Source organism: Stieleria sp. JC731 (assembly GCF_020966635.1).
Taxonomy (GTDB): Bacteria; Planctomycetota; Planctomycetia; order Pirellulales; family Pirellulaceae; genus Stieleria.
In genome coordinates this window covers 1,072,954-1,087,921 of record NZ_JAJKFQ010000005.1, presented here as the reverse complement: position 1 = coordinate 1,087,921, position 14,968 = coordinate 1,072,954, and the positions used below count along the sequence as shown (strand labels likewise).

Below are 14,968 nucleotides of genomic sequence, written 5' to 3'. Positions count from 1 at the left end.
GCGTTAGCTACGGTTTCAGTGCAATAACCGGGGCTAACGCCCATCGGCTGATGCCCTGAACCCGTATTTAGGATTAGCCGAATGGCGTTAGCCACGGTTTTAGTGCAATAACCGGGGCTAACGCCCGTCGGCTGATGACCCGAACCCGGATTTAGGATTAGCCGTATGGCGTTAGCCACGGTTTCAGTGCAATAACCGGGGCTAACGCCCATCGGCTGATGCCCCGATCCCGTATTTAGGATTAGCCACATGGCGTTAGCTACGGTTTCAATGCAATATCCGGTGCAAACGCCCATCCGCTGATGACCCTAACCCGTATTTAGGATTAGCCGCATGGCGTTAGCTACGGTTTCAGTGCAATAACCGGGGCTAGCGCCCGTCGGCTGATGACCCGAACCCGTATTTTCATATGGGTGATCAATACGTCGACGTTGCTAACCAACGTCATAACAAGCCGGGACCTCGATCAACGTCGCCTGTCCCGCTTTCTGGTTTTGCGGCTGGCATTCTCTTTCACCGGTTCGACTTCCTGCCCCGGACCATCGATCCGATGTGTCGACCCCTTGGCTTTGATTAGGTATGTGTCCTTCGCATTGACCTCGCGTTGATAGCGACGGCGATACTTGTCACCGTAGCCATACCCAATCGATTGGTAGCCGCCACTTGCGCTCGCTTTGTAGGCTTGGCTACGAGTGCATAGTTTGTTGATGACGACGCCAATGACTTTGGTTCCCGACCAACGCAGCATCGACAATGCTTCTTTTGCGTTTGGCTTGCACCGATGTCCGATTCGCATCACCATGATGGCTGCATCGACGTAGCTAGAAACGATCGATGGGTCGCTGACCATCAACAGTGGTGGCGTGTCGATGATGATGCAGTCGTAGCGTTCGCGTGCCCAGCTGATAATTTCGACGATATCCGGCATCGTCAACGCTTCGGCAGGGTTCGCCGGCAGTGGCCCACAAGGCAAAATATCCAAGTATTCGATCGACGACTGGTGAATCGCTTCGGAAACACTGATTTCGCCGTTGAGGACGTTGGCCAATCCGACGTCAGCTTGCAGGTTAAATCGCAGCGACAATCGCGGACTGCGCAAATCCAAGTCGATCAACAAAGTGCGTTTGCCGGTTTGGGCAATTGAACAACCAACGTTGGCTGCCAAGGTGCTTTTTCCATCGCCGGGCAACGGACTGGTAATTTGGAACACTTGGCTACCGCTTTGCTTTCGTTCAAGCAACAACGCAGTACGGACCGCACGGACCGCTTCGGCGGCAGGCGAATGCGGACGGTGGACCACCGCAATTTTTTCGCATAAGGTCGACAAGGCATCGTTGCCGTCGTTAGGTCGACGTTTGACTCGGCTCGCGTCGACTGGAATATGAGTCAACACTGGCACTCGCAATGCCCGCTGAATCTCTCCGGCACTGCGGAACGTCATCGACCAGAATTCGATCAGAATTGAAATGATGCCGCCGAGAATGAATCCTATCATTCCGCCGGCAAGCAAGTCCTTCTTTTGGTCGGGACCGATTCGTGCTGCACCGGCGCTGCCCCAAAGATGGTCGACAATGATTCCGCCATCCATATCGACAAGCTTCAGCCCTGCGAGCTGCTCTTCGAGCTGGATCAACATTCCTTGAACGCTGGCAATCCGGCGTTGAAACGAAGCCTCATCTTCTTCGAAGTGCTTTAGTTCGTCGGCTGCGCGTTTTTCGGCATCGATCTGCTTATCAAGATCTTCAATTTCCTTTTGAGTCACCTTCATTCGCTCGCGCAACCCGCAGATGAACGCATCGACCAAATCGGCCGCAACCGAACGATCGTTTTTGCCAAACAGGTGACCGACGCCATGACCGTCAACAGATTCTAATTCCTGTCGGCGTTCCATGACCAATCGATTCAGCTCTCCCAGTCGTCGCTTCGACGCTTCGATTTCCATCGACAACGCTTTCACTTCTGGGTGTGACGAACCGAACGTTGTTTCGAGTTGCTCCAGTTTGATTTGTAGCGGCACCAGAGACTTTTCGATTTCGATCTGTTGCAAATCCAGGTCGCCTTTCATCTCCAATAGCTTTCGAATCCCGACCGGCGCGTCGCTTAAGTCGTGAGCCGCGTCGCTCAGTTCGCTGATGACTCGTGCGACATAGTCAGGATTTTGCCCTTGTGATTTCATGTTCGTCACGAACAGCAATTCGGTGCCAAGTTGCCGTCTTTGACGTTCGAGGCTTTGACGCATCCCTTGCAGATGGTCATATCGTTCACGGTGCGGGTTGATCGCCTTGCCAGCGGTATCCCATTCCAAAGGTGCTTCGCTTCGAAAACGCTTGTATTCATTTTCCAATGAAGCTTGCTGTGGCAGCAATTTGTCTTGCGCCTTGTTGATTAGCCGCGTGAACTCGTTGATCGTCGACTCGCGTTCCTCTTGGAAATGCTCGCCGATTGCTTCACTGACCGCATCGACGGCAGCCGCGCACACAGCCGGATCACTGTGCTCAAACGACAGGACTGCAATGAGCCGATCGTGAGAGTCTTTCAAATCGGTTTCCGACTGAAAGTGAATCCCTTGTTTGACGAGCCGAACGATCGCACGGTCCGTCATCCCTTGCAGTGCCGGAACATTGCGAAGGTTTTCGTTGTCCTTGACCCGACCGACGATCGCTTTCGAATTGATCAATGACTTTAGCAGTTGCCCGCTGGGCAATCCGCCACGGAGCAATCCGGTCGAACTGTCCAGTGCAAGCGGGGCATCCGTTCGGAACATCAGCTTCGTCGTCGCACGGTACTGTGCGGGTTTTTGCCGGTGATACCAATGCCCCAGTGTGATCCCGCAGGTCACACAAAACACGACAAGAAAGCGGAATCGCCAAAGGATCGACAAGACTGCTTGCCCATGCTCATCTTGCTGTACATCATCGATCGGTCGCATGTCGTTCAATGACGTTGACGGATCGTGGTGAAGCATGGGTCTGTTACAGGTCGAAAGTTATTCAGGGGGAATTAGTGTCCATTTCGGAGCTTAGGTTGTGGTTATCTTCACATTCCCAGGATTGCCCTATTGACCCGAGGACTTTCCCTCACTTTCGACGCCAAAGCTCAAGTCATTGTTCTTGACCAACCACCGGCAGGGTTTCGTCAAATAAAAAAGTGCCCGCGGTTACCGCGGACACTTTTGCGATGTTCATTGTTTGTTTTTGACTGTCGACTTCCCAGACTTTCTATCTGGTCGTTCCAAACAGCCGTCGCCGTTTATCGATAGAGCTTCAAAGAGATTTTTGTCGCCTGAGGACTGGACGCATCGGCAACTTCAACAGACTTGCGTTCGTCTTCAACCCAAGACTCGATTTCGCTCCACACCAAACGATCCTGGTGCGGGGAAGTTGCCTTTTGATTCGTGAATACGACGATCGTGTCTCGCGGATCCGCATGGCGGATTGCCCAACGAAGCGCCTTCTGGTTGTCGGCTACTAAACGAATCGCCGCACACTCTTTTACTCCATCAAGCAACTGATGTGCACGCTGCAGAAAAGCGGCGTCGTCACTGTCGCCCGTCACAATGCATCGATGGGCATGGCGTTCGATCATCGCGCCGACTCGGGCAAGTTCGTTCGAGTTCGCAAAGTCACCAAGCGACAAGACGCACCAAACTTTTCCACCCACCGTGGTTGCACGTGCGGTTCGAAGTGACGCAAAAATGCGATCCGGGCGTCCGCCGTTTTCCAACACTACAGTCGCACGACCAAAGTCTGCCAACCGCTGTGCTCGCCCCGGAATACTACGAAGTGTCGACAAGCTTTCGGCGACTTGGTGGACCGAATAACCCAGCAAAACTCCCAATGTCGAAGCGGCCGCGATATTTGCCGCCATCGCGTGACCACACAACGATGTTTCCATCATCGCGCTCGTATCGCCTGCGGACAACATGATCGTCGACATGCCGCCCGACTGGTCGATAATGTTTGCACCAAATTCACAACCGGTTGTCGTGCCATAGCCCAGCGATTGACACTCTGCCTGGGCGACGACTTGGTCGATTCGCTCGTTGCCCTCAGGAGCAATGATGACGCCCGATGGCGTCAATCGATCAGCCATACACTGCAGTGAACTTGGGCCGAAGTCTTCACCCGGTGCATCTTTACCCGCCACGATCAGCACGTCGAACTGAATGCAGTCATAGCCTCCGTTGCGGGCGATCTGATCATCAATCTCGATGATTGCCGCGCGGCTCATGCAATCTGCAGACTCGCCTAGCCAGTTAATCAGCTGCTCTCCGCGAGGCAAAGCCTGCCCGGCGGTTTCGGACATCACACCGTCGCTGCTGCCCAGATCAGATTGATAGGCAACTCGCATCCCGAAGGACTTCATCATGGTTGCCAACATCAGACATGTTGACGTTTTACCACTGCTGCCGAGAACGCCCACGGTCAACAATCGACGGTCGGGTCGGTTGTTTCGTTTCGCCGCGATCTTTGCCAACGCATGATCAACGCTGCTGACCACACACTGTGGCAAAGGACATGGCAACATCTGCTCGGTGATGATTCCGGATGCACCGCGAGCAAGCACCGTTGCGACGAATTCGGTCGGCTCGTCCTGTCCAACGCGATACAAAACGGTTTCACCTTCGGAACAGTTTCGGAAGTCGTACGCGATCGTCTCGACTTCCATGTCTTGGCAACCAAAGAACCGTGCGTGCGACAAAGCTTTCGAGAGCACGACAGAAACTTCGACGGTTGAGACTTCGACTTCCTCAACCGAGGCCGACATCATCGGCGGCACCCAGGCTCGAGGTTCTGACTTGCTGATCGAGACAGTTCGCTCAACTGCGTCGTGATGGATTGATGTTTGAAAATCAATCGAATGGCGATCGTAGAACGCGTGACGCATAGGATGGCCTCCGTGCACATCTTTGTATTTCAGAGATGCAAAGTGCCGAGCGATCCATTCGCTCTCTTTTAGGCACCCGCAACAATGATGATTGTTCTTCGATCGCTATTTCGGTCAAGGTCGATTTTTCAAACTGCGGACAATCAAATCATGCCAGCATCTCGCAACATGATCTGTAAATCAGACCACGCCGCCTTTTTTGCCGCTGGCGTTCGCAAAAGATAAGAAGGGTGATACGTCACGAGCACTTTGCTATCAAAGTATCGATGGAACTTTCCTCGCATCCGTCCGACCGACAGTTTGTTTTTCAGCAGTGCTTGTGCGCTGACCAAGCCTAAACAAACGATGTACTCCGGACGCAAGGTATCGAGTTGAGCCTCGAAGTACTCGCGACAGTTTTCGATCTCTGTCGTTTCGGGATTGCGATTGTTTGGAGGGCGACACTTGACGGTGTTCATGATGTAAACGTCTTCACGCTTGAACTGACACGCCTCGATCATCTTCGTGAGCAGCTGACCGGCTTTGCCGACGAAGGGACGACCGGAGATATCTTCATCACGTCCGGGGCCTTCGCCAAAGAACACGACACGAGGTGATACGTTGCCTTCGCCATAGACCGTCTTGGTGCGGCACTTGGCAAGCACCTCGCACTTCATGCATCCGGCGACCCGCTCGGCGGCCTTTGCCAGTCGCTCTGTCCGGGCCTCCGCTGACAACGAAGTTCCGGGGTAGCTGGCGGCGGCATTGTCGACTTCACCGCTGAGGGAAAACGCCGGTGCCGAAGTTTGCGGCGGAGCGACTGTCTCGGTCGGCTGCGAAGCAGTTGAAATCGCTGCCGCCGGTGCATCCGACACCGCTGGCTTCGCGGAAGAATGCTCCTCATCGGTCCCACCAATCGCAAAAAACTCGGCTAATGCGTTTACCGAATCGGCGTTCACCTGGGGCAGCCACTGAACTCCCAATCGCTGCAAATGGTCAGCCAGAGCACCAGTCCCGGACAGAACCGTGGAGGGATCAAGTTTTTTTGATGAGTCGTTCATGATGGTTTGATAACACACCGGCTACTGGAATTGCACCACGCGGTTTAACATACCAGCGGCGGGCGTCCACGATTCAGGGGTAGCTGCCGGCATTTTCGTCCGATTTCATTGATTATCAGCCCAAAACTCTCACACCATGCCTGTTCCCCAAGTAGCCATCGTCGGTCGCCCCAACGTCGGTAAAAGCAGTCTATTTAACTGGTTAGCAGGCCGTCGCTTGGCCATTGTTGACGACTTTGAGGGCGTCACGCGCGACCGCATGACGACGCTTATCAACAACGAAGACGCATTTTTCGAACTGACCGACACCGGGGGGTTGGGCATCGATGACCCGGACGACCTGACCGCCGATGTTCGACGACAGATCGATTTGGCGATCGAATCGGCCGATGTCATTTTGCTGGTCGTCGACGTCCTAACCGGCCCAATGCCGCTGGACGAATTGGTTGTGGAGCGTTTGCGTGGTATCGAACGCCCGGTGATTTTGGTCGCCAACAAAGCCGACCAGCCACACCAAGACAATTTGGCGGAAGAGTTTCACCGACTCGGTCGCGGACGATTGGTCACCGTCAGTACCACTCAGAACCGTAACCGATCTGAACTGATGGAATTGATCCTCGATCGTCTGCCACCGTCGGACGAATCGATCAACGAACCGACGATGAAGATCGCGATCGTTGGACGTCGAAACGTTGGTAAAAGTACCTTCGTCAACACGTTGGCCGAGTCCGATCGGATGATTGTCAGCGAAGTCGCCGGAACGACTCGCGATAGCGTTGACGTCCGCTTCGAAGTCGACGGACAAACCTTCATCGCGATTGATACGCCAGGTCTGCGCAAGCGAAAAAGTCAGCGAACCGACTTGGAATTCTACGGTACACACCGGGCCCAACGGAGTATCCGCCGCGCCGATGTGGTGCTGATGTTTTTCGACGCGTCCGAAACGGTCAGCAAAGTCGACAAACAACTGGTCGGCTACGTGATCGAAAACCACAAGCCGGTGATCTTTGTGATCAACAAATGGGATCAACTGCACGGCACCGTCCCAACAGACCGCTGGGTCCGCTACATCCGGCGACAATTCCCCACGCTTGCCTACGCCCCGATCGCGTTCATCACCGGGCAGACCGGCAAGAACGTGAAAGCACTTTTGAACCACTCGACGATGTTGTTCAAGCAAGCCCGGGAACGCGTTTCCACCGGACAGCTTAACCGCCTGATCCGAGGCGCGATCGAAGCCCACCAACCACCGATGTATCAAAACCGTCGGCCGAAAGTTTACTATGCGACCCAAGTTGCAACTGAACCGCCGACCGTCGTCGTGATGTGCAATGACCCAAAGGCATTCGCGAATGACTATCGACGTTATTTATTGAGCGTGCTGCGAGATCACTTAAAATTTGGCGAAGTTCCAATCAAGCTGTACCTGCAGAAACGTGCTCGCAACGACGAAATGGACGCGATTAACAAGTAAGATTTGACGCTCACAACCATGCCCAACCGCGCCGCCATCGTTCGATTGATCGCCTACTTTGGTTTGGCAATGGTATGGGCAGCGATGACCGGGCGGCTGCAAGTTCACCTTGTCAACGATTCGCCCAGCTACATCAACTATCCGTTTGATTCCCTGGCCGAATCGTTGCTGTCGATCCGACCGCCGGTCTATCCGCTCTTTCTAAAAGTCGTCAGCCTCAGTGTAGGATTGGCAGCGGTCCCGTTCTTGCAACTGGTCCTTCACACCTTGGCCAGTGCCTTTCTTGGTGACGAACTGATCGCTCGCGGCCTTTCGGTGAAATCGTCCATGTCGGTGGCGATTACGGTGCTGTTGGGATGCACCTTCAATGACAACATCAACACCATCAGCACCGATGCTCCTGCGGCATCGATGGCAGTCTTGGTCGTTGCCTTTTTGTTACGCACCTATCGCTCGGGGACCACTTCCAGTGCGGTAGGCTGTATTGCAGCCGCCATTTTATGCATCTTTGCCCGGCCGGCTTATCTTTTCCTCATACCCTGGATCGCCGTTGCAGGTTGGCTGCTACACCGTGGCGATCGCGAACGAGACCTTAAACTTCCAAGCCATCGTTTTCGCGGTGGACTGATTTCGATTTGCGTTGGTGCTGCGGTACTCTGCTGGATGCTAACACGTCTGGTGTTCGTCAACGACTTTGCCATCCTTCCTTTTGGTCATCAAAACCTGTCAGCTGTTTTGGCTCAATTGGTCACGCCAGACGACATGCGATCGCTATCAGCCGAAGCCGAGCCACGCACGGCAGAGTTGTTAGCAGAGATTGCCAGCGATCTAGAAAGTCGGGACTTTGTTTTACCAACGTCGGAACTAAAAACGATCCCGACTTTGACTCTCGAAACACAGTGGGGCCAAATCAACTACGGAGTAATCTGGCCGGCTGCTAAACGTGTCCAAGCGAGCATCCCCGTCGAATCGACTGACGTGGACGCACGAATTCAAACGCATCGGTTGATCGGGAACTTTAACCGAGTGATTCTGCGATCGTCACCGATCTCATACTTGAAGTGGATCGCATTGGCAGGTCGGCGGGCCGTCTGGGGTTCAATGGCCAATGTCGCGATGCATCCATTGTTCCTGATAGGGATTGTAGGTGTGTGTGGTTGGCTGATTTGGATCGCTGCTAGCGGTCAATCCGTCGGTCAATTCGTGATTTCCGATGGCTGGTATGGATTCGCCATGATTGCGATCAGCTACTTCGCATTCAAAGTCGGCTTCATCATTTTGACCAGCCCTCCGATCGGCCGATTTGCCGATGCGGCAGCGATTTTATTGCCAGGCTTGGCCACATCATTCATGTTCGCCAGAACACCGACGCGGCCAACCGAAGCGTCTAGCTGATAAGCCCTGAATTGATCCGCAAGAATTCGCTGCAGATGGTCGCGCCGTTCAAAAGCATATGGACCACGATCACAATCCAAAGCCGACCGGTGCGCTGATAGACAATCCCCAATCCCATCGCGAAAAAGAATAGTGGAATCGGTGCTGCGCCTTGGCCACGGTGCATCACAGCGAAAACGGTACTGGAGACCAATACAGGTACCACCGAAGAATAGCTCCATGCCGGGTGTGAATCCTTCCACGAAGTATCTTTCATCAGCTTTTGCAGCCCGCCCTGAAGCAGCAGACGCACCCAAAACTCTTCCACAATCGGGGTCACGAAGGCCGCAGAAATCAACAACGCGAAAAAGGTTTCGACGTTGTTCCTTTCCGCTAGCAAGTCCGTTACAGAGTGTTTGTAGGGGACCAACTGAGAAACAACGATGTTGATGATTAACACCGGGGCAAGAATCCAAACCGTGGCAACCAAACCGCGTCGAAAATCGGATTCGTGCGGGACCAACGAAAGACTTTTCGGTGTCGCATCTCTCGCCGTAAATAAGAAAAACAACATCATCGCGAACGAGCCCGCGTTGGCCACCATTTGGCTGGCGACGCGTCTGGTCAAGTCAACCGGTTGTGTCGCCGGAGCATCACCGTCCTGGCTGCCAATATCCTGATTTCCGGTTTCCTGAGGTGACTCAGAATTCGCTTCCGCAGGAACAGTCACCGTGCTTCCGTCGGACTCTGTTTCCGAAGCAACGATCTGCGATGTCGTTTCGGCGGACGGATCGACAGGTTTTGCTGCCGGGTTCATGATCGACTGGATGACAATGATCATGCCCAACATGACAAAGAAATCTGCCACAGACCAGCGTTGGACCGACTGGGGCAATCGCGTGACAAGAAAAGGCGACTTGTCACCACAAAGATTCCTTGGGCGAAATCTCGCAAGCCATGCGATCCACAGAAGACTTCCTGCGATCACGGATCCAATTACGACTCCGGTAATCGCGAAATAGCCGACACGAAAGAATTGCTCGTCGAACACTCCAACGCTTTCCATTCCGCTACTTCACCTCGTCCGGCTCGTCCTGCATTAAACGAGCGGCGATGACGGTGTAGTCGTAACCCGAATAGACGGTAAGAGCGATCGCAGACCAGACGAGCACCTGAGTGGTCAACTGCAACCATTGTGCGGGTGCCTGCGCGGGTGTATTGGACTGCAGAAACAACAGTGCCGCGACAACGGCAGCACACTGAAGGACCATTTTCCATTTCCCCAGCTGGCTGGCCGAGAAGTCTTTGCCGCTGCCTTCGATCATCCCACGTAAGCTTGTCACAAGAAGCTCACGTCCGACGACGACCGTCGCCATCCACGAGACAATCGGTGATCCGACCGCACCGACGAGCGCGATAAACGAGCCGCAAATGATGATCTTGTCGACAAACGGATCAAAGATCCGACCGAACTTCGTCACTTGGCCATACTTACGTGCCCAGTATCCGTCCATCCAATCGGTGGAGGCGGCGACAATAAATACCACCATGGCGGCGAAATATTGCCCAAATGGGATCAGTGTCATCACCGCAATCGCAAGCCCGAAACGGATGCTGGTCAGCATGTTTGGGACGTTGTAAATCGATCGCGATACAGGAGAATTCGTCTCGGCCAACTTAAACGATGTTTGTGGTTCGAGTGACACCCTGCGGAGCGGGGCATGGTTCGGTTGATTCATGTCTTGTTTCCCTATTCATCATGATCCCAAGAAGCTACTCGGGAAAGGGCCCGTCAGCCCCGGCTTTCTTCGGATTCGATGGATCGGTCCACTGACACAGCCCACAAAATACCACGAACGGGGCACAATCACGATTCGAGGGCGTCAACCGCCTACACCGGCATCTGTGGCTGGTTTCAAATACGACAAGCGGCACAACGGAGCCCCGTGTGCACAACGTCGTCAGCAATTCGCTGCCCGCTTGGCGCGGCCCCAGGAAACATTTCAATTATCCGGATGAGTAAACAAGAAATCGAGGCAGCGATTCCTCATCGCTCGCACATGCTGCTGCTGGACGAAGTTTTGCAGCGTGACGAGTCGTCGATCGTCTGCAAAAAGACATTCTCTGCAGAAGAGTTCTTCGTCCAAGGACACTTCCCCGGCAATCCTGTCGTCCCGGGCGTCATTCAATGCGAATGTTGTCTGCAGGCTGGCGCGGTGCTGCTGGAAAAGTTCATGTCCGGATCCGGCAACCTGTTGCCCGTCGCGACCCGCATGGACAGTGTCAAATTCAAACGCATCGTCCGTCCTGGGGACAGCGTGGAAATCCATGTCACTCTCAAAGAACAGGTTTCCAATGCTTACTTCCTGACCGGCAAAGTCATGCTGGCCGGAAAGCTTGCGATGAGGCTTGATTTCGCTTGCAGCGTGACCGAAGTCGAAGGCTCAAGCGGAAATGCCCAAGGAGACGCGTCATGAGTCAGCTTGAATCGCAAGATGCCATGCCCAACTTCCCGGCATTCGACTTCCTGCAGCTTGCCGGCAAGTCGATCTTGGTCCTGGGTGTCGCCAACCGCAAAAGTGTCGCCTATGCGATCGCCAAGCAACTCGAACAGGCCGGGGCGAAAGTCATTTACGTCGTCCGCAGTCAAAGTCGTCTGGAAAGCACCGCAAAGCTGCTCAAAGATCGCGATGTGCGAATTTGTGATGTCGAGTTTCAAGATCAAATTGAACAACTCGCGAACCAGCTTGCAGAAGACGGAGTCCAATTGGCGGGCATGGTGCACTCGATCGCATTTGCGGACTACCCCGAAGGCATCCGACCATTTCATGAAACGACCAAGCAACAGTTTCTGCAAGCCGTGGACATCTCAGCCTTCTCATTGATCAACCTTTGCAACGCCCTGAAGGATCGCTTCACGGACGATGCTTCGGTTGTCACGATTGGCATAAGCACGACTCGAATGGCGAGTGAAAGCTATGGTTTCATGGCGCCAATCAAAGCAGCCTTGGAATCGTCGCTGGCATTTTTAACAAAGTCCTTCAGTCGATTTAGCAACGTGCGATTCAATGCGGTCGCGGCGGGCTTGCTGAAAACCAGTGCGTCGGCGGGAATCCCCGGTTACGTCGATTCATACCTGTTCGCCGAACAGGTCATCCCACGCGGAAAAGCGCTACAAACCGACGAAGTCGCTTCCACCGCCACTTTCCTGATTTCGCCTCGTAGCAGCGGCATTACCGCTCAATCGATCGTTGTCGACGCAGGAATGGCGATCAATTATTTTGACGCCTCGGTCGTCTCGGCCGTGACCAACGCCGAATTTGGCTCCTAGCCAACCCGTTCCAAATTTGGCTCCTAGCCAAGCGCTAACTCGACACCTCGCAACACGTGTCGATACTTCAAATCAACGCCCACTGCCTCGAAACCCATTGCCACGACGATCATGAGTCGACAGATCTATATCAACGGTGAATTCTTTGCTCCCGAAGATGCCAAAGTAAGTGTCTATGACCATGGCCTACTTTATGGCGATGGCGTGTTCGAAGGCATGCGCATCTACAGCGGCAAAGTCTTTCGACTCAAAGAACACTTGGTGCGTCTCGATGAATCAGCACGTGCAATCGGTTTGTCGCTGCCTATCGATCTCGACAAGCTTGCCGCGGACACCAACGAAACAGTCGCAAAGAACGCGATCGAAGATGGCTACATTCGCCTGATCGTGACTCGCGGATCAGGACCATTGGGACTGGACCCCTTCAAGTGCTCCAACCCGCAGCTGATCATCATCGCCGACAGCATCACCCTGTATCCCGAAACCTATTACCAAAATGGTTTGGAATTGGTCACGGCGTCGACGATCCGCAACCACCCTGCCGCACTCAGCCCACGAATCAAGTCGCTGAACTACTTGAATAACATCCTTGCCAAGATGGAAGGCTTGAAAGCTGGCTGCATCGAAGCGCTGATGTTGAACCACAAGGGCGAAGTTGCCGAATGCACCGGCGACAATATCTTCATCATCAAGAATGGCAAACTGAACACGCCACCTATCGAAGCCGGCATCCTCGAAGGCATCACGCGAAACGCCGTCCTCGAACTCGCTATCGAGGCGGGTATCCCAACAACAGAATTGCCGATGACTCGCCACGATATCTACATCGCCGATGAATGTTTCCTGACAGGAAGCGCGGCTGAGGTCATCCCCGCAGTCAAGCTGGACGGCCGAGAGATCGGCGACGGAAAAGTCGGTCCGATCACACAACAGCTAAACCAAGCGTTTCGAGAACTCGTGCGCAAGTAAGTTCATTCTGCCGAGTGCTTCTAAAGCCTTCTCGTCTGCACATCGTTCCTCGCCAGGCCCCCGGCCAGGCCAATCACCAGATGGGCAACGGGGTGCTTCACACACCCCGATGAGCTGGAAGCACCCCGCCAAACGTTTGGTGGAGGGAAGACATCCCTTCAGTGTGAACGCAGCCCTCTAAAAAACACGGCTCTCGCGTCGCCCCGCCCAGCAGAAGGGCAAATCAGGCGTCATTACATTGATGCCGCATTCTTCCGACGGGAGATGATCATTCCGTCATCGATTCGATGGCGGTTGCCCCTCAATTGAAGTGTCCGTGCTGAATCGGATCCCCCGCACCGACCGATGACCGTTTGTGCAACGGATGCTGATCAGGAGTGCGTGGGGCAGGCCTTGTCAGTGGATTCAGTTGCATAGGTAAGTCGAGCGGCCTGGATTTTCTCAAGCGAAGCTGTGCGAGCGACAGTTTCCGTGGGGCAGAAAATCCAGGTCGTCTCGCATGCGCGGTGCCTTTTTTCGTCATCCCCGATTTGACTTTTGGGCCCATTTGAGCGTTAATACTAGTAAGCGGTCGATTTCGGCCGCTATCGAGCTATCCCACCCATTTGCCCCACTTTCTTGGGCAAGACGGAATGTTGCCTCGGTCCCGGCAATGTCGCCTGCATTAATTCAGGCAGACCATCCGTCAGTTTTAGATCCCTTGGAGACGATGCATGAAACGGTTTGCGATTCTTTTTGGTTGTGTGGCCCTGATGGGTGCACCGGCGTTTGCCACCTCAGATTTCAATAAGATGTGGAAAGCCAAGTACCTCGAAGGCGACGACGTCAACGCGGATCTCAAGAAGACAGCTCGAAAGCACGGCTGCTACATCTGCCACGTTAGCGGTGAAAAGAAAGACGTCCGCAATGAATACGGCAAAGCCGTTCACAAGTACCTGAAAGCGGAAGACTTTCCGAAAGACTGGGTCAAAGACAATCCAGAAGAAGCTCGCACGAAGATCTTCGCTGGCTTGGTAGAAGCCGCCAAGGAAAAGAGCAAAGACGGCGACACCTTCGGCGACAAGATCAAAGCGGGCAAGGTTCCTGCGACCGACCACGGCAAAGACTGATCCGTCAGCCGCTTTTGATAAAACTTTAAACGCTTGCCTGCACCATCGCGTGCGGCAGGCGTTTTTTATTGCAATAATTCTGCGGACATTAATCCCACCTCCTCCCCCAACTCCCCACACCAACCAAATGCAAAAGACTCATTACATCGCCCTACTGCTTGGGCTGGTCGCTTCGCTGGCACCACAGACACTTCGCGCCGAAGAACCTAGCGAAGATGGCTTTGTCAAAATCTTTGACGGAAAGACGCTAGACAATTGGAAGCTAGCCGAGGAGAACCAAAAAGCATGGCACGTTGAAGACGGCATGCTGGTTTGTGATGGGGAACGCTGCCATGTGTTCTACGAAGGACCTCTGCAGCCAATGAAAGATTTCCACTTCCGCTGCGAAGTGAAAACGACGCCAGGTAGCAACGCTGGCATTTACTTCCACACGAAGTACCAGGCGACCGGATGGCCTAAGTATGGGTACGAATGCCAAGTCAATGTGTCGCATACAGACCCAAAGAAAACCAGCAGCCTCTATGCGGTCGAAAACGTTGCCGATCCAGGCGTGAAGGACAACGAATGGTACACCCAAGAGATCATCGTGAAGGGCCATCACATCCAGTTGAAAGTCAACGGCAAGACCATGGTTGACTATACGGAGCCTGCCGACAAAGAAGCGTTCAGTCGAGACTTCGAGCGTCGACTGAACGAAGGCACCATCGCTTTGCAAGCCCATGATCCGAAGAGCAAGGTTTACTTCCGCAACCTGGAAGTCAAGCCTTTGTAATCGTGATGGCTC

General features: G+C 53.9%; 12 protein-coding genes. 7 read left to right on the top strand and 5 right to left on the bottom strand.

The window, feature by feature from the left end; all coding sequences use genetic code 11:
- Positions 1-466: 466 nt before the first annotated feature.
- The 3 genes from LOC67_RS14990 to LOC67_RS14980 form a co-directional block, all read right to left on the bottom strand.
- Complete coding sequence (locus tag LOC67_RS14990) at positions 467-2,929, bottom strand: polysaccharide biosynthesis tyrosine autokinase (RefSeq protein ID WP_230263420.1); 2,463 nt, start codon at positions 2,927-2,929, stop codon at positions 467-469.
- Between the two features lie 320 nt (positions 2,930-3,249).
- A complete protein-coding gene (locus LOC67_RS14985) occupies positions 3,250-4,887 on the bottom strand; it encodes a glutamate ligase domain-containing protein (RefSeq protein WP_230263419.1) in 1,638 nt (545 codons plus the stop codon).
- 143 nt (positions 4,888-5,030) lie between these two features.
- Complete coding sequence (locus LOC67_RS14980) at positions 5,031-5,927, bottom strand: uracil-DNA glycosylase family protein (protein ID WP_230263418.1); 897 nt, start codon at positions 5,925-5,927, stop codon at positions 5,031-5,033.
- Positions 5,928-6,063: 136 nt separating this feature from the next.
- On the opposite strand from LOC67_RS14980, the gene der reads away from it, so the two are divergent.
- Positions 6,064-7,401, top strand: a complete 1,338-nt coding sequence (gene der / locus LOC67_RS14975) for a ribosome biogenesis GTPase Der (RefSeq protein ID WP_230263417.1) — start codon at positions 6,064-6,066, stop codon at positions 7,399-7,401.
- 18 nt (positions 7,402-7,419) lie between these two features.
- Positions 7,420-8,796 (top strand): hypothetical protein, encoded by a 1,377-nt coding sequence (locus tag LOC67_RS14970; RefSeq protein WP_230263416.1) that lies wholly within the window; start codon positions 7,420-7,422, stop codon positions 8,794-8,796.
- Here the strand turns inward: LOC67_RS14970 and LOC67_RS14965 are convergent.
- Together LOC67_RS14965 and pgsA are read right to left on the bottom strand one after the other, a co-directional pair.
- Positions 8,789-9,841: a CPBP family intramembrane glutamic endopeptidase gene (locus LOC67_RS14965; protein ID WP_230263415.1), complete on the bottom strand. Its 1,053-nt coding sequence runs from the start codon at positions 9,839-9,841 to the stop codon at positions 8,789-8,791. The genes LOC67_RS14970 and LOC67_RS14965 overlap by 8 nt on opposite strands.
- 4 nt (positions 9,842-9,845) lie before the next feature.
- Positions 9,846-10,514, bottom strand: a complete 669-nt coding sequence (pgsA, locus tag LOC67_RS14960; RefSeq protein WP_230263414.1) for a CDP-diacylglycerol--glycerol-3-phosphate 3-phosphatidyltransferase — start codon at positions 10,512-10,514, stop codon at positions 9,846-9,848.
- Between the two features lie 276 nt (positions 10,515-10,790).
- Here pgsA and LOC67_RS14955 point away from each other — a divergent pair, with 276 nt between their 5' ends.
- The 5 genes from LOC67_RS14955 (at position 10,791) to LOC67_RS14935 (ending at position 14,956) form a co-directional block, all read left to right on the top strand.
- Entirely contained in the window at positions 10,791-11,252 is a 462-nt protein-coding gene (locus LOC67_RS14955; protein WP_230263413.1) for a 3-hydroxyacyl-ACP dehydratase FabZ family protein, read from the top strand.
- Positions 11,249-12,106, top strand: coding sequence for an SDR family oxidoreductase (locus tag LOC67_RS14950; RefSeq protein ID WP_230263412.1), 858 nt, complete (start codon positions 11,249-11,251; stop codon positions 12,104-12,106). The genes LOC67_RS14955 and LOC67_RS14950 overlap by 4 nt, the downstream gene beginning before the upstream one ends.
- A gap of 111 nt (positions 12,107-12,217) precedes the next feature.
- Entirely contained in the window at positions 12,218-13,075 is an 858-nt protein-coding gene (gene ilvE / locus LOC67_RS14945; RefSeq protein WP_230263411.1) for a branched-chain-amino-acid transaminase, read from the top strand.
- A 713-nt stretch (positions 13,076-13,788) separates the two neighbouring features.
- On the top strand, positions 13,789-14,184 hold the full coding sequence (locus LOC67_RS14940) for a hypothetical protein (RefSeq protein ID WP_230263410.1): 396 nt from the start codon (positions 13,789-13,791) through the stop codon (positions 14,182-14,184).
- Between the two features lie 127 nt (positions 14,185-14,311).
- Positions 14,312-14,956 carry a DUF1080 domain-containing protein gene (locus LOC67_RS14935; protein WP_230263409.1) on the top strand — a complete coding sequence of 215 codons (645 nt, stop codon included), beginning with the start codon at positions 14,312-14,314 and terminating at the stop codon, positions 14,954-14,956.
- The last annotated feature ends 12 nt before the right edge of the window (positions 14,957-14,968 follow it).

Bases quoted from the DNA above. Each gene is read 5' to 3' on its own strand.
- LOC67_RS14990 (WP_230263420.1), bottom strand. From the start codon at position 2,929: ATGCGACCGATCGATGATGTACAGCAAGATGAGCATGGGCAAGCAGTC.
- LOC67_RS14985 (WP_230263419.1), bottom strand. From the start codon at position 4,887: ATGCGTCACGCGTTCTACGATCGCCATTCGATTGATTTTCAAACATCA.
- LOC67_RS14980 (WP_230263418.1), bottom strand. From the start codon at position 5,927: ATGAACGACTCATCAAAAAAACTTGATCCCTCCACGGTTCTGTCCGGG.
- der (WP_230263417.1), top strand. From the start codon at position 6,064: ATGCCTGTTCCCCAAGTAGCCATCGTCGGTCGCCCCAACGTCGGTAAA.
- LOC67_RS14970 (WP_230263416.1), top strand. From the start codon at position 7,420: ATGCCCAACCGCGCCGCCATCGTTCGATTGATCGCCTACTTTGGTTTG.
- LOC67_RS14965 (WP_230263415.1), bottom strand. From the start codon at position 9,841: ATGGAAAGCGTTGGAGTGTTCGACGAGCAATTCTTTCGTGTCGGCTAT.
- pgsA (WP_230263414.1), bottom strand. From the start codon at position 10,514: ATGAATCAACCGAACCATGCCCCGCTCCGCAGGGTGTCACTCGAACCA.
- LOC67_RS14955 (WP_230263413.1), top strand. From the start codon at position 10,791: ATGAGTAAACAAGAAATCGAGGCAGCGATTCCTCATCGCTCGCACATG.
- LOC67_RS14950 (WP_230263412.1), top strand. From the start codon at position 11,249: ATGAGTCAGCTTGAATCGCAAGATGCCATGCCCAACTTCCCGGCATTC.
- ilvE (WP_230263411.1), top strand. From the start codon at position 12,218: ATGAGTCGACAGATCTATATCAACGGTGAATTCTTTGCTCCCGAAGAT.
- LOC67_RS14940 (WP_230263410.1), top strand. From the start codon at position 13,789: ATGAAACGGTTTGCGATTCTTTTTGGTTGTGTGGCCCTGATGGGTGCA.
- LOC67_RS14935 (WP_230263409.1), top strand. From the start codon at position 14,312: ATGCAAAAGACTCATTACATCGCCCTACTGCTTGGGCTGGTCGCTTCG.